We start from the raw sequence: 21,108 nt of genomic DNA, 5'->3' as shown, positions 1-21,108 counted from the left end.
AACTCATGATGTTGTTTTTCTGGTCAAAAATAAAAAAACGTAGGAAAGCTAACCTTACCTACGTTCTATATGTGTGATGGGAATTGCTAGCTTGTGGCTTCTATTTTACGCCTTAATAAGGAATCTGCGGACACGACTCCCGGCCCCCAAACAACAACGATAAGTATCATTAACCCCCAAAGCTGGTGGTCAAAAAATCCGCCTTCCCACAAGACTGGGTAAGAAACAACCGCCATAATATTAAACACAAACAGAGCGGCGGCCATTGGACGGGTCAATAACCCTAATACTAAGAATACCGGTAAAATGAGTTCGGTTGCGGTTCCTATGTAGGCAGCAAGCTGCCACGGTAATAGCGGAACTTGATATTCATACTCGAACAAATAGAGGGTACTGTCCCAAGTGGCAATTTTAGTCAGACCAGAATTAAAGAAAACATAGCCAACCCAAATTCGGCATGCCAGCAATAACAAGGGCACAAACAAAGTTTGAAGAGTCGCGACTAGTTGATCGTAACGAGCCAAATTTTGATTCATGTTCATTCTATGTTCTCCGTGGTCGCCAATTCAAAACCTATCACGAGCTGATGGTTCACCAAATCGGTTAAGTGTGGCAAAAGTTCTGCAGGTAATGTGCCTAAGGTATGCGGTGCTAAACAGTGCTCCAATAGCTTAAAGCTCAATGGGTTTAATGGGGTAATGTGGGCTTGGTGAGCTTCGTCGACATAGACGACACCTTGCTCTGCTTTACTTAAATCAAGGTTATCTAGCTGATTGTTTTTAATTCCGTGCCATAAACTGAATACGGCATAATCGCTAGCCAGCACGTGAAGATTGTTCTGTAATTTCAGTTGAACAAAAGGCTGTTGATCTGCATCTATCTGACTCAGGTTTTCCAGTGGGAGTACATTAAGCTCGGCAACAGAAGATATATTGCTCGATTGATTGCTAGTATCAAGCTGCCACTCGAGAGCCGCGACATCGAGTAAGTAGGGTGCTTGTTGTATGACTTGTTCAAATTGCTCAATACTGTTAGTAAAATTAGCACCGTAGTGAGTCACATCACCTTGTTGTAGCGGGTTGTTCAGTACGTGATGTCGAGCTATCTGCATGAAGCACTCTTCCCCGACCAGAGCCAATACTTGCGGGTAAGTTGCTTGCAGAACCTCACTCAAACTGATGATGTAGTTGTTGCGATAGATCTGCATACGCTGATCCGCAGCAAAGTGATCACTATGAATATTGCACTCTTCCCCTTTTGCTTGGTAATTCAAGGCATCAGCAAAACGGGACTGTAGGTTAGCCAGCGATAGAGTCATGAATAATGCCTCCGCGTGTCGCTTTGTGTAAGTACCCACTCGCTGTTTTCGCTTCACCCAGTAACACTTCAACGTTAGGAATATCGAGATCCCACTCAATTAAGGTGTGCTTAGCACCATGTTGGGAGATCCAAGTTTGAAACAGTTGCCAAACTTCGTCGCTGACCGGTTTACTGTGCGTGTCGATCCAAATCTCCCCTTGTGGGTACTGTTTTATCGTAAAACCAGCAAGGTGAATTTCGTCTACAGCGGTTGCGTTGATGGTTTGAATATAGTGGTTCGCATCGAACTGGTGATTGAACGCGGATACATGAATGTTATTGAAGTCCAGCAACAATCGGCAATCAGTTCTTTGGTGTACTTGGTTTAAGAAGTCCCACTCATCAATGGTGGAATGAGTGAATTTCATGTAACTGGATGGGTTTTCAATCAGTAACGGTCTACCGATGTAATCTTGAACTTGAAGTACATTGCGGCAAAATACATCCAGTGCTTCTTCTGTATAAGGAAGGGGCAGCAAGTCGTTAAAGTGATGCCCACCATTTTCGCTCCAACTTAAATGATCAGAAACCATGATGGGGTTAAGGTCATCGACTAACGTTTTCAATTGTCGTAAATGAGATTGGCTGACCTGGTTGACTGAGCCAAGGGATAAGCCAATACCATGACAGCTTATTGGGTATTTATCTGCGATTGCATTTAATTGGATACGGGATGGTGAACGAGGTTGGAAATAGTTCTCACTGTGGATTTCAAGCCAGCCCAAATCGGTAGGAGTGTGCTCAAAAAAGTCTAAGTGAGGAGTTCGCAAACCGACTCCAACTAATGGATGCATTGAATTTCTCCGAAATGAATAAAAGGTAACAGCTCAGCAGGGCGTGCTAATTGAGCCCTGCTGAATAAACTGTTTATTATGAAGACATGGTGCTGCCGCCAGCCAATTTGCCACAAAGTCCTTTTGGCATTACAACGAATGCATCTTTTTGGAAATCTTCTTTAGCTGTACCTGCACATGAGCTGCTTTTGGTAGCACAGTCATTTTTGCCCGCTTTACTTACGCCGTAGCATTTCTCTTTTTCAGCCGCGACAGCAGACGTTGCAGTTAACGCTGTGCCTCCAAGAGCTAGAAGACCTGTGATAGCAGCAGTAACAGCAAGATTAGATTTTTTCATAATAAATTCCTCGAACTTGATCCATAGTTTCTTTAATTATCACAACTTGATTTTTTGTCGCTTTGCTCAAGTTGCTTACCTAATTAGATTAGGTAAACACGGAAAATATTTCACATTATGTTCGATAAATTTTCACATTATTACAATTTAAGCTCTAAGTTATTGAATTTAAATTGATTAAAAAATGACATTTTTTTCGTTTGGTTAGCCAGATTTCTGACCTGTAATTGGGGTATAATCTTTTGTTATGTATAAATAAACAGTAGAAAACGATGGACGCTTCCTTATTACTTGATGGTTTGAATGACAAACAACGCGAAGCTGTCGCAGCGCCGCTAAACAATATGTTGATCTTAGCGGGTGCGGGCAGTGGTAAAACCCGAGTGCTGGTGCATCGCATTGCGTGGCTGATGTCGGTAGAGCAAGCGTCGCCGTTTTCTATTATGTCGGTTACATTTACCAATAAGGCTGCTGCAGAGATGCGTGGCCGTATTGAAGAGCTAATGATGGGCAGTTCGTCAGGCATGTGGAATGGTACGTTCCATGGTATTTGTCACCGCATCCTGCGCGCGCATTATCTTGATGCCAAGCTGCCAGAAGACTTTCAAATCATCGACTCTGATGATCAACAGCGCCTGCTTAAGCGTTTGATAAAAGCACTGAATCTAGATGAGAAGCAATGGCCTGCACGTCAAGCTTGCTGGTGGATTAACGGTAAAAAAGATGAAGGTTTACGTCCAAATCACATTGATGCCTATCATGATCCGGTGACCAAAACATGGCTACAGATTTATACCGCTTATCAAGAAGCGTGCGATCGCGCAGGCTTGATCGACTTTGCAGAAATTTTATTGCGTGCTCAAGAATTACTGCGCGATAAGCAACACATTCGTGAACACTATCAAGCGCGTTTTAAGCACATCTTGGTCGACGAATTTCAAGATACCAACAACATTCAATACGCTTGGCTACGCATGATGGCAGGCCCTGAATGTAACGTGATGATCGTAGGTGATGACGATCAATCCATTTATGGCTGGCGTGGCGCAAAAATAGAAAATATCCAACGTTTTCTTGATGAATTTGTGGGCGCTTCAACGGTGCGTTTGGAGCAAAATTACCGTTCGACAAAAACCATTCTGAAAGCCGCTAATGAATTGATTGGCAATAATACCGAGCGTATGGGTAAAGAGCTTTGGACGGATGGCAATGATGGCGATCCTATCTCGGTGTACTCTGCGTATAACGAATTAGATGAAGCCCGCTTTGCCGTCAGTAAAATTAAAGAATGGAAAGAAAAAGGTGGGTCGTTAACCGATGCGGCCATGCTGTACCGGAACAACGCTCAGTCACGTGTGTTGGAAGAAGCCTTAATTCAAGCAGGATTACCGTATCGTATTTATGGTGGCATGCGATTCTTCGAACGTTTAGAAATTCGTGATGCACTGGGTTACCTACGTCTTATGTCTAACCGTAATGATGATGCGGCATTTGAGCGAGTGGTGAATACGCCCACTCGTGGCTTAGGTGATAAAACACTAGAGACCATCCGTTTTGCAGCTCGCGAGCGCGGAGCGACCATGTGGCAAACCAGTGTTGCCTTGTTAGACGAACAAGTATTTGCCGGCCGTGCTGCGGGCGCGTTAAGCCGTTTTGTTGAACTGGTGAATGCACTCGAAGATGACACCGCTGAAATGGCACTGCACGAACAAGCAGACCATGCGATTAAGTTCTCAGGTTTGTTTGCTATGTACGAGCAAGAAAAGGGCGAGAAATCGAAAGCCCGAATTGAAAACTTAGAAGAATTGGTTACGGCGACTCGTCAGTTTGAAAAACCAGAAGAAGCCGATGAAATGAGTGAGCTATCTGCTTTCTTATCTCACGCTGCATTGGAAGCGGGGGAAGGCCAAGCGGATGAATTCGATGAGGCCGTCCAACTCATGACTCTGCACAGTGCTAAGGGGTTAGAATTCCCTTTGGTGTTTATGGTGGGTGTGGAAGAAGGCATGTTCCCAAGCCAAATGTCGGCTGAAGAATCAGGCCGTTTGGAAGAAGAGCGGAGGCTTTGCTACGTAGGCATGACGCGAGCAATGGAAAAGCTCTACATTACTTATGCCGAAATGCGCCGCCTGTACGGGCAAGATAAATATCATAAGCCGTCTCGCTTCATACGTGAGTTACCAGAAACTTGTTTAGATGAAGTGCGCATGAAAGCGCAGGTGAGCCGACCGACTAGCACAGGTCGCTTTAGTCCAACTGCGGTAAAAGAAAATTTCAACGAAACTGGCTTTAGTTTAGGTGCGCGAGTAATGCATCCGAAATTTGGTGAAGGCACGATCATTAATTTTGAAGGCAGTGGCCCTCAAAGCCGAGTTCAAGTCGCCTTTAATGGTGAAGGCATTAAGTGGTTAGTCACCCAATATGCAAAATTAGAGACGTTATAGTTGATAGAAATCGGCAACACTAAACGCTAGCCTCTTAAAACAAAAAAAGCAGAATCATTAGATTCTGCTTTTTATTTAACTTGGTCGCTATTACTTGTCTGTGAGCTTTGCTTCAAGATCCGCTAGCTTTTGTTCCATCTCTGTCAGTTTTTGACGAGTGCGGAGCAGTACTTGAGTCTGAACATCAAATTCTTCACGGCTAACCACATCAAGTTTGTTGAGTTGGCCTTGGATAACTTGGCGTACCTTTTGTTCTACGTCCGAACCCAACTCTTTGACGGGTTGAGGCATAGAATCATGAATCTGTTTCGCTACTTGCTCGAGTTTTTTTGGATCAAACATTTCGGTAATCACTCCTATATCAATACATTCATTCTATGCATTTCAGGGATAAAAGTCGCCAACTAGCTGCACAAAATTCAGTGCACACTCGTCTTCTATAACACGAGCTGTGTTGCGGAGGTTGGGGTTATTAATTCTGAAACGTTTAGTCCTGTGCGCATTAGGTTATTTTCAATTAAGAAATCAGCATCGGCGTACAGGGCTTTTAAGTCTTGTGGTTCGATGTCTGTCGTCAGAGCTGACCATTGGCAAAGCAATTTAGCCTGTTCGGTAGAAATGCCGTGCTCTTTTGCGCCAATAGCCAGAGCGGCTTCTGGTTTTTGTTGGATGAACGCCATTGCTTGACGTTGGGCTAAGATGAAAGCTTCGACTAACTCTGGGTGTTGTTTTGCGAATGTTTCCGTTGTCGTGCTGACTAAGATGGGTGAGATGTGACCTTCTGCCGTCGCTAAAATGGTCGCCCCCGCTTGTTGTGCTTTTAGAATGAAACTTGAAGTCAATAATGCGGGATCGACACTGCCTGCCATTAGGGCGTTAAAGGCCTTTGGTGTCCCCATATTGATGAATTTCACGTCTTTTTGTTGCATGCCATTGTTTTGTAGCTGAGCGATCAACATTTGCTGAACAACCGTACCTTTAGCGCCAGCAATGGCTTTGTTTTGAAGAGAAGTGATATCACCTGTAAAGCCGGGTCTTGCCACTAATGCAAATACATTCGCTGGGCGAGCCACATTGGCGATGACTTTTAAATTATTACCTTCTGTCGCAGCCATTAGCAGGGAGTTGGTGTTCATGACAGAAGCGATATCAACGGAGCCTGATGCCATCGCTTTTGCTTGATGCACGCCAGAGCTGATTTTATGCCATTCTACTTTTGCGTCGTGCTTTGCCAAAGCGTCATCCAGCATGCCTTGATCGCGCATGACCATAAGTTGCAAGTTGAACGGGGTCGGTACATAAGTAACGTTAACCGTTTGCTGGGTTGCCAAAGAAAGGTTTGAAAAAGTGAGGGTTGCTATCATTGTGCAAGCTAGGCTTAACCATGTTTTCATTATGAATCCTTAATGGTTGTCTGATGTATAAATTGGGAATTACGTAAGATCAATTAGTTCGGGTTGCTTCGACGATCCGTTGTTCGGCGTTTGAAAGTGTATCGCCACTAAATTCTTCCGTGATGCGTCCTTTGTTCATGACAACAATGCGATCGGCAAGCGTGATGGCCTCTTGAATATCATGAGTGATAAAAATGACGGAGCATTGGGCTGTTTTATGAATGGTTTTAAGCTCTTTTTGCATCGTTTGTCTGGTAATGATATCGAGCGCAGAAAAAGGTTCGTCCATAAACAGTACGTCTGGTTTTCGGCAAAGAGCGCGAGCGATTGCAGCACGTTGTGCCATTCCGCCGCTAAGCTCACTGGGGAAATTATCGGCATAATCAGACAAACCAACTAAACTCAGTTGCTGGTGGATGCATTGGTCAGTGGCTTGGTCATTCCGTCTGTTGGCAGCAAAGGCTAAGCGTAGGTTCTTTTCTACACTGTAATGAGGTAACAATCGGGGTTCTTGAAAGACCACCGCTGTTGTTATCGGGTGATGATATTCAAAGGACTCAGACTGGCAGCTTTCAAGCCCAGCTAAGCACTTGAGTAGCGTTGTTTTACCGCTGCCACTATGACCCACAATAGCAACGAACTCCCCTTGGCTTAATTCAAAGTTGATGTCATGCAAAATGGATTCAGCTTGACCTTGTTGATTAAGAAAAAACTTATTAAGCCGAGCAATAGTGAGCATTTTTCGTCAACCTTTTGATCAATGTATCCAATATCAAACCAAGAATCGCTATCACAATGATTCCGGCCATCGCTTTATCAGTACGAGCGAGCTCTTCTGCATCGACGATTAAAAAGCCAAGCCCTGAAGCTGCCGCAATCAGCTCAGCCCCCATTAGGGCGCGCCAACTGTAGCCAAATCCAAGCCTTAGCCCGGTAACAATACTTGGAACCGCAAATGGAAAATGGATGTGCTTTATGGTTTCAAAGCGAGACAAATCAAGGCTTTTTGCCAGTTCTAAATAACGAGTGTCAATATTTCTTAGGCCACTATATGCGTTGAGAAATATAGGAAAAAAAGCAGCTAAGAAGATAATGGTTATTTTGGGGCCTTCCCCGATGCCCATCCAAACGATTAATAAAGGGCTAAATGCGAGAGGTGGAATGACCCTAATGGCTTCGAAGGTGACATGAAAGTAGGCGTAACATTGTGGAAAACGGATGAAGATGCACGCGAATGACAAGGCAACGCTACTGGTTAATACAAAACCAATCATTACGCGAGTTAAGCTTGCGACGACATGGCTGAATAGCTCACCAGAAATGATCATATCAAAGAGGGCACCAAAAACCATTGAAGGGGTTGGCAGTAAGTAGTTAGACAAAGATAAATGTTGGCAGCATAGGTGCCAACCGACGAATAATATCACTGGCAATAACAGCGCCTTGATTGCGGTATTTATGCGATTTGTGGGGGCTTGCACGTATTATCTCTGACTATAAATCATTCTCAATTGCGTTGGAGGTTATTTTATGTAATACCATTTGTCAATAAGGGACATCGAGTAGGGTGAGGCGTCTCCGCCTCATCCCTCTCACAGAACCGTACGTACGGACCTCGTATACGGCTCATGCACATTTCCATTCAGCATAATGGCTGAACACATATCCTGTCCTAACGTGTTCAAGATTCACTAATCCAAGGTCGTTAAACCATTGATTTGGCATCGAGTAACTGGCTAATGGACTCGCAGCATTTCTCCAACTATCCATACAGATATACCTGAATGACCCTTCGTAACCTAGCTGTCTTAGCCTGCGGTGGAGTCGGGTCGGTTTTTTCCATAATCGTAATTGGACGCTGCGAAGTCTTCGCCTTAACCACGCGGCCAGTTTCTTAAACTCCCTGTTGGCATTCGCTATTCGAAAGTACTGGCTGAACCCTCTCAGAAGTGGATTCAGTTGTTTAATGACTTCTAACAATGGCTTACCGCCATTGCGTCTTGTCACTCGCTTCAACTTTCCTTTGAACGTCGACATTTTCTTTGGCTGAATACGGCTATAATGGCTACCGATTTCTATTCCAAGGAATTTCACACCTTCGCCGCTGTGCGCTATGTGTGATTTGGTTTCGTTCACCGTTAACTTGAGCTGTTTTTCCAGGACCTTCGTTGCCTGTACTTGCGCATTTTCTGCACCTTTACGGCTGCGACAGAAGATCAGTATGTCGTCGGCATAACGGACTATTCGATGTCCTCGCTTTCGCATCTCTTGATCAAACGCATCCAGATAGATGTTCGCTATCAGTGGGCTTATTACTCCACCTTGCGGACTACCTATCTCGGTATGCTGCCACTCTCCATCAACCATTACGCCACTTTTCAGGAACTGTTTGATGAGCTCCAGTACGCTACTGTCTGTGACTCGTTTCTTAATGCTTTTTAGAATAAGCTCGTGGTCGAGCTTATCGAAGCACTTCGATAAGTCCATATCTACGACGTGTTGCATTCCGTATCGACGGATGAACATCGTCGCTTTGTTTATAGCATCGTGACAACTTCGATTCGGTCTATACCCAAAGCTGGATGGGTGAAACTGCTCTTCGAAGATTGGGGTTAATAGATCATTTAGAGCTTGTTGGACAACTCTATCCCGTACTGTTGGGATCCCAAGTAATCGCACCCCACCATCATCTTTCGGTATTTCTACCCGTCTGACGGGTTGAGGGGTGTATCGCTTGGTTTTGAGTTCCAGAAGAAGTTGATCTAGGTTATCACTCAGATTTTGGGCGTAGTCGCTTAGGCTCTGCCTATCTATTCCGGCCGCGCCTTTCGCTTTCCACACTTTTTTAAATCCTTTATAGAGTCGCTCTTTGTGGAGCAAGTGACCATATAAACTGTAGTAAACTCTCAACTTTTTCCTTTAGATTGTGTGCCGTGTGGGGACAAATGCTCTCTCACAGTGTTGGTGTATTTCACTCCACTCTCTAGCCTTCTAGCTCAATGGCAATTTACTAGAGTGAGTCAGAGTTACTCCCTTGTACGGTTTCTCGCTTCAGTGCTTTGCTTTCACAAAGACCGAGACGGAATACCTCGATAGCTAATCAACTTGTATACCACTGAAAAAAAAACATCTGCTCATCACAGACTTAAAATGTACTTCATCCCTTCGCAACACCAGATTGCTTTTGGCAAAATGTTGTCCCATCAGACGTGTTACTGATGGTCAGCTCAGTTTTATCCTCCACACCATTACTGGGCTTCACCGGCCGAGCTTTACTCACTACTACGGATTCATCTGCCACCTCGCACCAACATAGATCTTGGCTCTCGCCTTGAGTTTATGCTTCCGACGTTTGCTCGGATGTGATGTCAGGCTTCCCCAGTTACTGCACTGGCTCCCTGTTAACAATGCCACCCTCAAGCACAATCTAGGTCTGATTGAGTATCGGGCTTCACGCTATTTTTCACGCTTACCCACCTAAATTGCCGAATCAGGTTCACTTTCGTTGTGTACTGTTAACTTCCTATCGCTTCCTTCAAACCCTGCCGTTGGCCAGCAACGCCCTTGCGATTCGGATTATCTTCCCCTCAATCAGGGTGATTTAGGCTTCTTTCAGCCTAATGGGTTTGCCAGCTTCGCTGGGCAAACAAAAAAGGCTACCGAAGTAGCCTTTTTATTAGATGAAACATCCGTTAGCGATCTATTCGCGAATTTCGCGTTGAGCGGCTTTGGCTTCGTCTACTCGTGCCAGTTTTTCTAGATCTTTATCTTCTAGAAATACGGGAAGCGGTTTGTGTTTCTCAGCAAGGTAGCTGTAAATCACAGGCAGAACGAACAAGGTAAAGATGGTACCGATAGCCAGACCCGATACGATTACAATACCAATACTGAAACGTTGAGCAGCACCTGCGCCGGTTGCGTACATCAGCGGAATCAGACCTGCAATCATGGCTGCCGTGGTCATTAGGATAGGACGAAGACGAACCTTCGCCGCTTCCGTTACCGCCGCAATACGATCTTTCTTATTATGAAGTTGCTCTTCTTTTGCTACTTCACAAATCAAAATACCGTGCTTGGTGATAAGACCAACCAAAGTGATCAAGCCCACTTGCGAGTAGATGTTCATTGAGGCTGCGCCCCATGCAAGTGAAATCAATGCACCACATATCGCCAGTGGAACCGACACCATGATAACCAGTGGATCTCGAACGGATTCAAATTGAATCGCTAGAACCAAGAAGATGATCGCCAGTGCCAAACCAAAGGTTGCGAATAGCGCGCTACCTTCTGTTACGTACTGTCTTGCTTCACCCATGTAGTCATGGTTGTAGCCTGATGGCAGTTTGCTTTGTGCGACATTTTCAAACCAGTTAACGGCATCACCCATAGCAACACCTGGGCTTGGCACGGCACCAATACTCGCTGAGTTTAACTGGTTGAAGTGAGGTAGAGCACGAGGCTCCGCAACCACTTCAATGTCAATTAAGCTGCCCAGTGGAATCGCATTGCCATCTGCTGCGCGAACGTAGTAGTTGTTCATGGATTCAGGGTTCAGGCGGTATTTACGCTCAACTTGTGGGATCACTTCATAAGAACGACCATTCAAATCGATACGGTTAACATAACCATCAGCCATCATGGTACTTAAGGTCATACCGATGTCTTGCATGGTCACACCATAGATACCCGCTTTGTCCTTGTCGATATGGATCTTCATGGTTGCCGAGTCGTAGTTAAGATCCAATGTTGAGTAAACAAACAATGGGTTAACTGATACGTCAGCCAGAATATCGGTCGCAATTTGGAACAAGCTTTCGAAGCTATTTGGTGTCGTAATAACAAACTGCAGTGGCAGACCAGAACCGGCACCTGGCAATTCAGGCATTTGGAAGGCGGTTACGGCCATTCCTGGTACATCTTGCACCAGTTCACCAATACGCTTAGACACCTCGGCTTGGCTAGCTTCACGTTGGCTCCAAGGCACCATGGATGCAAGGCCAAATGCTTGGTTAGAAGCTGGAACACCGGTAAATACTTGAGCAAATTTCACTTCTGGCTGTTCAGTCAGAATTTCATTTACTTGGTTCATGGTGTTTTGCAAGTAATCAAGGTTAGCATTCGATGGGCCTGTACCCATCAGCATCACAACCCCTTTATCTTCTGCTGGTGCAAGCTCACTTGGGATGAACTTAAACAGCATTGGCAAACTAGCAAATACAATAATAGCGAATGCAATGATGACAGGTCGACGTTGCATTACGTTACCCAGCATCTTCTCGTAGCCGTTAGACATGCGATCAAGAAAGCCGTGGACTGTTGTCTCAAACCGATTTGGTGTCTCGTTTGCTTTGAGCATCTTAGAACACATCATTGGTGATAGCGTTAAGGCAACAATACCGGAAACGAATACCGCTCCTGCAAGCGTGAGAGCAAACTCTTTAAACAGTGAACCGGTAATACCGCCCATTAAAGCGATAGGCGCATACACGGCACCAAGCGTTAAGGTCATTGCAATAACAGGCACTGCGATTTCACGAGTACCAATAACGGCGGCACGGAACGGAGATTCACCAAGCTTGATGTGTCTGTCGACATTCTCAAGTACAACGATGGCATCATCGACTACCAAGCCGATAGCCAATACCATTGCCAGTAGCGTCATTAAGTTCCATGAGAAGCCCATGGCTTGCATGACCATCGCAACACCAATCAATGACAATGGAATCGTCACTAACGGGATCATAACGGCGCGGAATGAACCAAGGAACAAGGTGATCACCACCAGTACGATCAATGCCGCTTCAACGATGGTTTTGATAACCTCGTTAATGGATTCATTGATGGCTTCCGTTGAGTCATACATGACTTCCATGCTGATATTGCTAGGTAAGTTCTTTCTTAGTTGAGGAAGAAGTTCTAACACATCTTTAGCGATGGTAATTGGGTTAGCACTGGGTGCACCATTTATCGCAGCAACCACGGCTTCTTGACCGTTGGCACTGGCTCGATACACATCGTGGCTTTTCTCTAACGTAACTTTGGCGATGTTACCTAAACGAATAACCTCACCGACATCACTCTTAATAACCAGCTTTTCTAGCTCAGCAACATTTGAGATCTGCGTATCGGCGCTGCCGTTGTAAAGAACGAACTCACCGGTTGCCTGACCCGTTGCCGACTGGAAGTTGTTGGCATTCAAGACTTGCATCACGTCGGTTGCTGTCATCTTCAACGCGGCCATTTTAGCCGGATCTAACCAAACACGTAGGGCGTATTTCATACCACCATACATGTCGATCTTAGATACACCGTTTACCGAGAACAATTGAGGGTTAATTACACGCTCAAGGTAATCGGTGATTTGGCTCGAAGATAATTCATCACTGGTAAAACCGATATAGAGGACAGCGGTTGAATCACCGGTCGACATGGTTACCGTGGGGTCTTCTGACTCTTTGGGCAACTGAGACCTAACCGAGTTGGTCTTGGCGAGTATATCTGCCAGTGCCGCATTCGGGTCGGTGTTCAATTTCATAGTCACCGTGATGGTGGATTTACCCAACACCGATTGCGACGTCATAAAGTCAATGTTATCGGCCTGTGCGACGGCTTGCTCCAAGGGCTGAGTAATAAAGCCTTGTATCAAGTCGGCACTTGCACCGTAGTAGCTAGTGGATACAGTAACCACTGTGTTCGTCATTTCAGGGTATTGACGGACCTGCATTTTGAATATTGCTTGGAAACCAAGCAAAGCAATCAAAAAGCTGATCGATACCGCTAAAACTGGACGCTTAATAAAAACATCAGTAAAGCGCATGCTTCCTCCAATTATAGCATCGGTGTTTCGGCTGGTGGTGTTGTCGCGTCATTTTCAACAATGCGTACTTTTGCATCATTACTTAGACGAACTTGACCAGACGTAACCACTAAATCACCAGGCTCAACGCCTTCAAGAACGTGTGCAATATCCGCTTTACGTTCACCTACTTTTATAACGTGTTGCTTAACGCGCTGTTGACCATCCTCTTCAGAAATGATGTAGACGCTGTCACCGTATAAGGTAAAGGTAATGGCGGTTTGCGGCAGTGTTACTTGCTCGGTAATTGCAGGTAAGATGATATTGGCGCGAGCGAACATACCACTGCGCAATTGACCATCATTGTTAGGAATATCGGCTTGAACTTGCACTAGGCCGCTTTGAACGCTTACTGCTGGTTCAATCGCACTGATGGTGCCTTCGAAGCTGTCTTCAGGGTAGGCATCCACTGAAATTTTGATTTTTTGATCAATATGAATACGAGGGATATCGGTTTGAGGCACAGTGAAGCGCAAACGCATTACGTTAGTGTCTTCGAGACGTACAATCTCAGTACTCGGCTGAAGGTATTGGCCAAGGTAGACATTACGAATACCAACCACGCCATCAAATGGTGCTTTCAAGGTACGACGAGCAATCGAGGCTTTAGAACTCTCAATTTCAGCTTCTAAAGAAAAGTAAGCGGCTTTTGCTTCATCAAACGATTCTTTTGAAACAGAGCCTTTTTTGTAGAGGCCTTCGTAACGTTTGAATTTCGCTTCTGCAGCAGGTAGGCGAGCTTGAGTACTTTTAAGATTCGCACGTTCAACCGTTGAGTCTAGAGCGACTAAAACCTGTCCTTTTTTAACGGCAGAACCAGATTCAAAATCAATTCTGTTGATAACACCGCTTGTCTCTGTTGTTAAAGTCACACCTTGGTTAGGTTCGATAAAACCGATCGCTTCAATGTTTGGAACCCAATCAATTGAAACCACTTCTTGCGCGGTAACCGGAAATTCAGGCTCTGGACGATTAGCAAGATATTCAGCAATTTTCTGCTGCTTAAAAAGATTAAAACCTATAACGCTACCAAAAAGCAGTATCGCGATAAGTAACATAAAAAATGTCCACTTTTTCATTCTGTTTAGAACTCCAAGTTAATGTTGAATAATAGCGTCCCAGCTTGCAGCAATTGCGGCATCAAGGGTTTCGTCGTCAATGTGAATGATTCCTAGAGAGTGCTTACGTGCTAATGTCACGCCAACCTCTAGACTTAAACCAAATAAAATTCTGTTATCGAGAGGTTTAAATAGACCGGACTCTTTACCTTCGTTGAAAGTCAGCTCTACTTTATGAAACATCTCTCTTTCTTGTTGCCACTCCTCTGAGCTCGAGGGTTTTGGTAATGAGTCGTACTGGACTCGATTACTGAGTAAAAAACAGTTGTCGCGGGCCAGATTCCATAAGTTTAGCCACATAACCTGATAACGCTCTTTTATCGGCATGGTTTCACTAACGTTGGCTTGCAGATGATCAGCAATTCGTTTGGTGACTCGAAAGCGAATCTCTTTGAGAAGGTGATCTTTATCTTCGAAATATCGATAGATAGTGCCTGCAGCAACTCCAGCATTCTTAGCAATTTTCTGCATTGAAATGCCTTGAAATCCTTCTTCTGCCAGCACAGCTTCCGTCGCGTTTAGAATCTTTTCGCGTTTATCCTGTTCAGTACTAATACTCATAGAGACACCTAGTAATGAATGAACGTTCATTCATTGTAGATCACTTACTGCCCCTCTGTGCAACAAAAAATAACAAATTAGTGGATCTTTTTTCATGCAATGGATTGGACATAGCTTTCAAACCTTAGCGCGTCTATTATATAGCCCGAATAATGAGAACCTTTTAGAGTGCAAAATGAAGCTGAACCCAAGACAAGACGAAGCGGTAAAATTTGTGTCCGGACCCTGCCTAGTACTGGCTGGCGCAGGCTCGGGTAAAACCCGTGTTATTACCAATAAGATTGCTTACTTGGTTCAGCAATGTGGCTATAAGGCTCGTAATATTGCAGCGGTAACCTTTACCAATAAAGCCTCGCGTGAAATGAAAGAACGTGTGGGGCAAACGCTGGGTAAGCAAGAGTCTAAAGGGTTAATGGTTTCAACCTTTCACACACTAGGCTTGAATATTATTCGTAAAGAGTACAAAGCTCTTGGGTTAAAAGCGGGCTTTTCATTATTTGATGATCAAGACCAATTGGCGTTACTCAAAGAGTTAACGGAAACGCAGCTTGATGGTGATAAGGACTTGCTTAAAGCCTTAATGAGCAGTATTTCCAATTGGAAAAACGACATGTTGACGGCGGAACAAGTGAAAGGACAGGCGAAAGGCGAGCAAGACCAGTTATTTGCTTTTTGCTATGAGATGTACCTGAAGCAAATGAAAGCCTACAACGCATTGGATTTTGATGACTTAATTTCCCTGCCGGTATTATTGCTTCGAACGAATGAAGAGGTTCGTAAGCGTTGGCAAAGCCGAATTCGCTACCTGCTGGTGGACGAGTACCAAGATACCAATACCAGTCAGTATGAATTGGTGAAATTGATTGTTGGTGAGCGTGGCCGTTTGACCGTGGTAGGGGATGATGATCAGTCTATTTACTCTTGGCGAGGGGCAAAACCTCAAAACTTGGTCTTGTTAGGTAAAGATTACCCAAATTTACGACTGATAAAGCTTGAGCAAAATTATCGCTCAACCAGCCGTATTTTGCGCTCAGCCAACATTTTGATTGCCAATAACCCACACGTATATGAAAAAAGACTGTTCTCTGAAATTCCTGATGGAGAGCAACTCAAGGTATTGCATGTAAAAAATGAAGAGCATGAAGCGGAAAAGGTCACCGGTGAAATTATCGCGCATAAGTTCCTAAATAGAACTGATTACAAAGATTATTCAATCTTGTATCGCGGTAACCATCAGTCTCGTTTGATTGAAAAGGCACTGATGCAAAACCGCATCCCATATAAGATTTCTGGCGGCACGTCTTTTTTCTCTCGCGCTGAAATTAAAGACATCATGGCTTATCTGCGAGTATTGGTGAACCCTGATGATGACAATGCATTTTTGCGCATTGTGAATACGCCAAGGCGTGAAATTGGGCCTGTCACTCTAGAGAAACTGGGCAGCTACGCAAATATGCGAGGCAAAAGCTTATTTGAAGCAAGTTTCGAGATGGGCTTAGAGCAAACGCTTACAGGGCGAGGTTTAGAAAACTTGCAACGTTTTACACGCTGGATTGTTGCTATCTCGGATAATGCAGAGCGCGGTAATACGGTGGAAGCGGTGCGATCTTTAGTACGTGATATTCACTACGAAGATTGGCTATATGAAACTTCGGCTAGCCCAAAAGCCGCTGAAATGCGCATGAAGAATGTGTCTGATTTATACAGTTGGATAGTAGCCGATCTTGAAGGTGATAATTACGACAAAGAGATAAAGACGCTTAAAGAAGTCGTGTTAAGGCTCACTCTGCGAGACATGATGGAACGTGGCGAAGATGATGACGATGCAGACCAAGTACAGTTAATGACGCTACATGCATCAAAAGGGTTGGAATTTCCTTACGTCTATTTGATTGGTGCAGAAGAAGGCATATTGCCTCACCAAACCAGTATTGATGAAGAAAACGTAGAAGAAGAGCGTCGCCTCATGTACGTAGGTATTACTCGCGCTCAAAAAGAACTGACGTTCACTATCTGTAAAGAGCGCCGTCAATATGGTGAGTTAATCAAACCACAACAAAGCCGTTTCTTGGACGAGTTACCACAAGATGACGTTGAATGGGAGTCGACTAAGAAGCCTCAGTCGGCGGAAGAACGAATGGAAAAAGGTCAGGCGCACATTGCCAATATAAGGGCGATGTTTAAGAAGTAGAGATAAGTCCTAAAAGCGAAATATTATAGAGAAAAGATCAAAAAAGGCTTGGTAGGTTAACCAAGCCTTTTATTCTTAGCACTTAGCCTTTACAGCCCTTCAATCATGTAATCGATCGCTGCGATGATTTCATCGTCAGAACAATCCATACAAGAGCCTTTTGCTGGCATTGCGTTAAAGCCATTCAGTGCGTGATTATTCAATACATCGCGACCTTGTGCGATTCGTGAGCCCCACTGGCCAGCATCCCCCTTAATAGGCGCACCACTTACACCCGATGTATGACAAGCAGTACAAAATGTATTGTAAACAGTAGCACCATCGCGTGGGCCTGCAGGTTCTGCCGCAACAGGCTCACTGCCTGCTAGGTAAACCTGACCGACAGGTTGAATGCGCTTTTCAATTGCATCACGGTCAACTGAGGCGGCGAATGCGCTACTAGAAAAAACTAAGGTAGCAGCCAATAGGCTTAAAATTGGTCGAGACATATCCATAAACTCACTTTACATTCCTGGGCGATGATAAATACGATGTTTACCACTAATTGTTGATTTTTGATAAAGCAGGAGAAAAACGCCTGTTAAATCAATGTAAATATTGCGTGATTATAGCTTGTTGAGTTGTTGCAAGAAACCACAAGATCGCCATGACAGGGGCTTTATCACATCCTAATTGCTGAAAAAGGCAACAAACGGAAAAAAAAGATAAAAAAACACTAGACGGCATAGTGTGATATCCGTATTATTCCACTCCGCCGATAGGGCATGCGCCCGTAGCTCAGCTGGATAGAGCGTTGGCCTCCGGAGCCAAAGGTCGAAGGTTCGAATCCTTTCGGGCGTACCATCCGGATACTTAGTAAAATAAGTAGTTATTGGCGAAAAGATACATAATGGTGGCTATAGCTCAGTTGGTAGAGCCCTGGATTGTGATTCCGGTGGTCGCGAGTTCGAATCTCGTTAGCCACCCCATTATTTTGGTGACATTTGTCTCCAGTTTTGATTTAATGTCGAAACGAAAAATTCCTTCGGGAATATTGGACTAGCACTTCCAAAGAGTTAACTCTTTCTAGTGTGAACCAAATTAAAAAATTTGTCGGTGAATAGCGCAGCTTGGTAGCGCATCTGGTTTGGGACCAGAGGGTCGGGGGTTCGAATCCCTCTTCACCGACCACTATTTCGATAATCGCTTAATTGCGGTTATGTAAAAAGTTAGTGGTGGCTATAGCTCAGTTGGTAGAGCCCTGGATTGTGATTCCGGTGGTCGCGAGTTCGAATCTCGTTAGCCACCCCATTAACTCGGTAACTAAACCCATTAGTTTCCTTTTCTGATTTATCAGAATAAAACCTATGTCGGTGAATAGCGCAGCTTGGTAGCGCATCTGGTTTGGGACCAGAGGGTCGGGGGTTCGAATCCCTCTTCACCGACCACTATTAAAAAAGCCTCATCATTAGATGAGGCTTTTTTACGTTTAAAACCCGAGAGTCGGGGGTTCGGCTTATTCAAAGTCGGCTCTTCACCGACCACTATTAAAAAGGCCTCATCATTAGATGAGGCTTTTTTGCGTTTAAAACCTGAGAATCGGAGGAGCGGCTATTCAAAGCCGGCTAAACGCCTCGTTCTATTATCTCTTCTCTAATTGAGCCTACTGATTGGCTCATCATTTGATCCATTTCTGGGTAGAGGCGGCAAACCCACTTGTCGGGATATAAAGGCAATCGGCTTGTACTGATTAAAAGATGTTGTGAGACGGAAGTAATCACTAATGTTGATTTTGTCATTATCCTATGTGCGCTAGAACCCACTTTTCGTGCTACATCAATTTGCTACCAAACAGACACCGATCACATTGATTGCCCCCTGGTTCTTTACTAGTTGTTTATTTTGCATAAATGCTAATTTAGTGGTTTATATAACTAGTTATTAGTCATAAGGTGACACATGTTTCTGTTTTGTTAATTTGGTGGGTTGAATAATTATGTCTTGCTGATTATTTGTACTTTACTTGGTTTTGTAATAGAAAAGCCTAACTTTTAGCTGTTAGGTGGCGTAATGTTCGATTGGTCTTTAGCTCAATAAATGCACGAAAAAACCTTAAAAGTGAATTAATATGCATTTAATCTGCTTCTAATTGATTCTCAAGCCCATTTTTATGCTTTGTTTGTTGCTTTTCTGTGAATTATAAGCCAAATTATGAGCTGGCTTATCTTGGTCAGAAACTTGTTTCTGACATCGAATGGAATCAATTTTGCAGACAGGGCAGAAAACTGCCAGAGCAGTAGTAGAGGTCTGATAATGTCACTTTTAGAAGTAAGGGATCTTCGTATCGAGTACCCATCTCGACACGGAGTTCATGCTGCTGTTAAATCATTGTCGTTCAATATTGAACGCGGTGAAATTGTTGGTGTGGTTGGAGAATCCGGCGCCGGCAAATCAACAGTAGGTAATGCAGTCATCGATTTATTGAGCCCTCCTGGGCTAGTTGCTAATGGCGACGTATTTCTTGATGGCGAAAAGATATCAGGGCTAACTCCTGAACAAATGCGTAGTGTACGTGGTTCTAAAATTGGATTCATATTCCAAGATCCTATGACGTCACTCAACCCTCTATTTACCGTAGAACATCAGCTGAAAGAAACGATTCATGCCAATATGAAGGTTTCCGATAAAGAAGCGTACGAAAGATCGCTGTCGTTGATGAATCAAGTGGGTATCCCACAACCTGAAAACCGTTTAAAGCAGTACCCTCATCAATTTTCAGGCGGTATGCGTCAACGTGTGGTTATCGCCATTGCCTTGGCTGGTGAACCAGACTTAATCATTGCAGATGAACCTACAACGGCACTTGATGTATCAATTCAAGACCAAATCCTGACTCTTATCCGTGATTTGTGTATCGAGAAAAACGTCGGCTGTATGTTGGTTACTCACGATATGGGTGTGGTCTCTAATGTCACAGACCGTGTTGCAGTAATGTACCGTGGTGATCTCGTTGAAATTGGTCCAACGAAGAAAGTGCTGGGTGATCCCGATCATTCCTATACGCGCAGCTTGATCTCAGCGGTCCCTCGTTCTGATGTCAAATTAGGCCGTTTTCCTCTCGTGAGTTACATCGAAGAAGCTGAAGAGTTGCAGCAACTTGATGTTAAAAATCACTGGTTGGGTCAAAGTCAGGATCAGCGTGAATACGAAGGTCCACTACTTGATGTACAAAACGTTAATCTACGTTTTATAACTAAAGACTCTTTGTTTGAAAGCCGCCGTGAATATGTTCAGGCCTCTCACAACGTTAGCTTTGAAGTTCACGAGGGTGAAACCTTTGGCTTGGTTGGTGAGTCTGGTTCTGGTAAATCGACCATTGCTCGTATTATTGCAGGCTTGTACACACCGGATTCAGGAACGGTTTCGTTTGAAAGTGTTGATTTAACGTCATTGAAGTCTGAAAAAGAGCGTCGCCCTATGCGTCGTCAAATGCAGATGGTGTTTCAAAACCCATATACCTCAATGAACCCTCGAATGAAAATTTTCGACATCATTGCTGAGCCAATTCGATTCCATAAACTCACCGCTAATGAAGCCGAAACTCGCACTATTGTGAACGACTTACTTGATCATGTGGGTTTAGGTGTGATGGCTGGTTTGAAATACCCGCATGAGTTCTCAGGTGGTCAGCGCCAGCGTATTTCTATCGCACGAGCTTTGGCAACCAGGCCTCGTTTATTGATTTGTGATGAACCAACATCGGCATTGGATGTATCTGTTCAAGCTCAGATTTTGAACCTATTAAAAGATCTTCAAGACGAGCTGAACTTAACCATGTTGTTTATCAGTCACGATTTACCTGTCATTCGTCAAATGTGTGATCGTATTGGCGTGATGCAGATGGGCACGTTATTAGAAGTTGCCCCAACGGAGCAATTGTTTACTGACCCGCAGCATGAGTACAGTAAGCAGTTAATTTCTCTAATGCCTGAATTCACGGGTTTGCGAGAAGACGTACAAACGGCGTAAGCCACCAGTTTCGTTATTGACTGGAAAACAATAAATGTAAGAAAGA

At 44.3% G+C, this 21,108-nt stretch carries 16 protein-coding genes and 5 tRNA genes; 8 read left to right on the top strand and 13 right to left on the bottom strand.

What is annotated here, in order from left to right; genetic code table 11:
• Positions 1–86 precede the first annotated feature (86 nt).
• From VTAP4600_RS15100 to VTAP4600_RS15085, 4 genes are all read right to left on the bottom strand, one after another.
• Positions 87–542 carry a DoxX family protein gene (locus tag VTAP4600_RS15100; protein WP_415239664.1) on the bottom strand — a complete coding sequence of 152 codons (456 nt, stop codon included), beginning with the start codon at positions 540–542 and terminating at the stop codon, positions 87–89.
• Positions 539–1,318 carry an HvfC/BufC N-terminal domain-containing protein gene (locus VTAP4600_RS15095; RefSeq protein WP_102523546.1) on the bottom strand — a complete coding sequence of 260 codons (780 nt, stop codon included), beginning with the start codon at positions 1,316–1,318 and terminating at the stop codon, positions 539–541. Before VTAP4600_RS15095 ends, VTAP4600_RS15100 begins: the two co-directional genes overlap by 4 nt.
• Entirely contained in the window at positions 1,299–2,153 is an 855-nt protein-coding gene (gene bufB, locus VTAP4600_RS15090; protein WP_102523545.1) for an MNIO family bufferin maturase, read from the bottom strand. Before bufB ends, VTAP4600_RS15095 begins: the two co-directional genes overlap by 20 nt.
• A 76-nt stretch (positions 2,154–2,229) precedes the next feature.
• Positions 2,230–2,490: a BufA1 family periplasmic bufferin-type metallophore gene (locus VTAP4600_RS15085; protein ID WP_102523544.1), complete on the bottom strand. Its 261-nt coding sequence runs from the start codon at positions 2,488–2,490 to the stop codon at positions 2,230–2,232.
• 272 nt (positions 2,491–2,762) lie between these two features.
• On the opposite strand from VTAP4600_RS15085, the gene uvrD reads away from it, so the two are divergent.
• The gene (gene uvrD / locus VTAP4600_RS15080; RefSeq protein WP_102523543.1) at positions 2,763–4,934 is read left to right on the top strand and encodes a DNA helicase II; all 2,172 of its coding nucleotides are present in this window, start codon (positions 2,763–2,765) and stop codon (positions 4,932–4,934) included.
• Positions 4,935–5,024: 90 nt separating this feature from the next.
• On the opposite strand, the gene ubiK is transcribed toward uvrD, so the two are convergent.
• The 8 genes from ubiK to VTAP4600_RS15040 form a co-directional block, all read right to left on the bottom strand.
• Complete coding sequence (gene ubiK / locus VTAP4600_RS15075) at positions 5,025–5,276, bottom strand: ubiquinone biosynthesis accessory factor UbiK (RefSeq protein WP_102523542.1); 252 nt, start codon at positions 5,274–5,276, stop codon at positions 5,025–5,027.
• Positions 5,277–5,371: 95 nt separating this feature from the next.
• A complete protein-coding gene (locus VTAP4600_RS15070) occupies positions 5,372–6,328 on the bottom strand; it encodes an ABC transporter substrate-binding protein (protein WP_102523541.1) in 957 nt (318 codons plus the stop codon).
• A gap of 49 nt (positions 6,329–6,377) precedes the next feature.
• The gene (locus tag VTAP4600_RS15065; protein ID WP_102523540.1) at positions 6,378–7,067 is read right to left on the bottom strand and encodes an ABC transporter ATP-binding protein; all 690 of its coding nucleotides are present in this window, start codon (positions 7,065–7,067) and stop codon (positions 6,378–6,380) included.
• Entirely contained in the window at positions 7,045–7,755 is a 711-nt protein-coding gene (locus tag VTAP4600_RS15060) for an ABC transporter permease (protein ID WP_231897921.1), read from the bottom strand. The genes VTAP4600_RS15065 and VTAP4600_RS15060 overlap by 23 nt, the downstream gene beginning before the upstream one ends.
• 199 nt (positions 7,756–7,954) lie before the next feature.
• Positions 7,955–9,238 carry a group II intron reverse transcriptase/maturase gene (ltrA, locus tag VTAP4600_RS15055; RefSeq protein WP_102521018.1) on the bottom strand — a complete coding sequence of 428 codons (1,284 nt, stop codon included), beginning with the start codon at positions 9,236–9,238 and terminating at the stop codon, positions 7,955–7,957.
• Between the two features lie 790 nt (positions 9,239–10,028).
• Complete coding sequence (locus VTAP4600_RS15050) at positions 10,029–13,145, bottom strand: multidrug efflux RND transporter permease subunit (RefSeq protein ID WP_102523538.1); 3,117 nt, start codon at positions 13,143–13,145, stop codon at positions 10,029–10,031.
• An 11-nt stretch (positions 13,146–13,156) separates the two neighbouring features.
• Entirely contained in the window at positions 13,157–14,263 is a 1,107-nt protein-coding gene (locus VTAP4600_RS15045) for an efflux RND transporter periplasmic adaptor subunit (protein WP_102523537.1), read from the bottom strand.
• A gap of 18 nt (positions 14,264–14,281) precedes the next feature.
• Positions 14,282–14,863 (bottom strand): TetR/AcrR family transcriptional regulator, encoded by a 582-nt coding sequence (locus VTAP4600_RS15040; RefSeq protein ID WP_172443127.1) that lies wholly within the window; start codon positions 14,861–14,863, stop codon positions 14,282–14,284.
• A 175-nt stretch (positions 14,864–15,038) separates the two neighbouring features.
• Between VTAP4600_RS15040 and rep the strand changes: the two genes are divergently transcribed.
• The gene (gene rep / locus VTAP4600_RS15035; RefSeq protein WP_102523535.1) at positions 15,039–17,054 is read left to right on the top strand and encodes a DNA helicase Rep; all 2,016 of its coding nucleotides are present in this window, start codon (positions 15,039–15,041) and stop codon (positions 17,052–17,054) included.
• Between the two features lie 89 nt (positions 17,055–17,143).
• Here the strand turns inward: rep and VTAP4600_RS15030 are convergent, their stop codons facing one another.
• Positions 17,144–17,548, bottom strand: coding sequence for a c-type cytochrome (locus tag VTAP4600_RS15030; protein WP_102523534.1), 405 nt, complete (start codon positions 17,546–17,548; stop codon positions 17,144–17,146).
• Between the two features lie 272 nt (positions 17,549–17,820).
• Here VTAP4600_RS15030 and VTAP4600_RS15025 point away from each other — a divergent pair.
• The 6 genes from VTAP4600_RS15025 to VTAP4600_RS15000 all read left to right on the top strand — a co-directional run bounded on the left by VTAP4600_RS15025 (position 17,821) and on the right by VTAP4600_RS15000 (position 21,062).
• Positions 17,821–17,897: transfer RNA gene (locus VTAP4600_RS15025), tRNA-Arg, on the top strand.
• A 49-nt stretch (positions 17,898–17,946) separates the two neighbouring features.
• Positions 17,947–18,022 (top strand) — tRNA-His (locus VTAP4600_RS15020).
• Between the two features lie 125 nt (positions 18,023–18,147).
• Positions 18,148–18,224, top strand: a tRNA-Pro gene (locus VTAP4600_RS15015).
• Between the two features lie 44 nt (positions 18,225–18,268).
• A tRNA-His gene (locus tag VTAP4600_RS15010) sits at positions 18,269–18,344 on the top strand.
• Between the two features lie 60 nt (positions 18,345–18,404).
• Positions 18,405–18,481, top strand: a tRNA-Pro gene (locus VTAP4600_RS15005).
• An 865-nt stretch (positions 18,482–19,346) separates the two neighbouring features.
• Entirely contained in the window at positions 19,347–21,062 is a 1,716-nt protein-coding gene (locus VTAP4600_RS15000; RefSeq protein WP_102523533.1) for a dipeptide ABC transporter ATP-binding protein, read from the top strand.
• Positions 21,063–21,108 lie beyond the last annotated feature (46 nt).

Source organism: Vibrio tapetis subsp. tapetis (genome assembly GCF_900233005.1).
GTDB lineage: Bacteria > Pseudomonadota > Gammaproteobacteria > Enterobacterales > Vibrionaceae > Vibrio > Vibrio tapetis.
This window is presented reverse-complemented; position numbering and strand designations above follow the sequence as displayed.

What these genes read in the sequence shown, in the direction of transcription:
- bufB (WP_102523545.1), bottom strand. Translation starts at nt 2,153, where the DNA reads ATGCATCCATTAGTTGGAGTCGGTTTGCGAACTCCTCACTTAGACTTT.
- VTAP4600_RS15045 (WP_102523537.1), bottom strand. Translation starts at nt 14,263, where the DNA reads ATGAAAAAGTGGACATTTTTTATGTTACTTATCGCGATACTGCTTTTT.
- VTAP4600_RS15070 (WP_102523541.1), bottom strand. Translation starts at nt 6,328, where the DNA reads ATGAAAACATGGTTAAGCCTAGCTTGCACAATGATAGCAACCCTCACT.
- ubiK (WP_102523542.1), bottom strand. Translation starts at nt 5,276, where the DNA reads ATGTTTGATCCAAAAAAACTCGAGCAAGTAGCGAAACAGATTCATGAT.
- rep (WP_102523535.1), top strand. Translation starts at nt 15,039, where the DNA reads ATGAAGCTGAACCCAAGACAAGACGAAGCGGTAAAATTTGTGTCCGGA.
- VTAP4600_RS15095 (WP_102523546.1), bottom strand. Translation starts at nt 1,318, where the DNA reads ATGACTCTATCGCTGGCTAACCTACAGTCCCGTTTTGCTGATGCCTTG.
- VTAP4600_RS15050 (WP_102523538.1), bottom strand. Translation starts at nt 13,145, where the DNA reads ATGCGCTTTACTGATGTTTTTATTAAGCGTCCAGTTTTAGCGGTATCG.
- uvrD (WP_102523543.1), top strand. Translation starts at nt 2,763, where the DNA reads ATGGACGCTTCCTTATTACTTGATGGTTTGAATGACAAACAACGCGAA.
- VTAP4600_RS15065 (WP_102523540.1), bottom strand. Translation starts at nt 7,067, where the DNA reads ATGCTCACTATTGCTCGGCTTAATAAGTTTTTTCTTAATCAACAAGGT.
- VTAP4600_RS15040 (WP_172443127.1), bottom strand. Translation starts at nt 14,863, where the DNA reads ATGAGTATTAGTACTGAACAGGATAAACGCGAAAAGATTCTAAACGCG.
- VTAP4600_RS15085 (WP_102523544.1), bottom strand. Translation starts at nt 2,490, where the DNA reads ATGAAAAAATCTAATCTTGCTGTTACTGCTGCTATCACAGGTCTTCTA.
- VTAP4600_RS15100 (WP_415239664.1), bottom strand. Translation starts at nt 542, where the DNA reads ATGAACATGAATCAAAATTTGGCTCGTTACGATCAACTAGTCGCGACT.
- VTAP4600_RS15000 (WP_102523533.1), top strand. Translation starts at nt 19,347, where the DNA reads ATGTCACTTTTAGAAGTAAGGGATCTTCGTATCGAGTACCCATCTCGA.
- VTAP4600_RS15030 (WP_102523534.1), bottom strand. Translation starts at nt 17,548, where the DNA reads ATGGATATGTCTCGACCAATTTTAAGCCTATTGGCTGCTACCTTAGTT.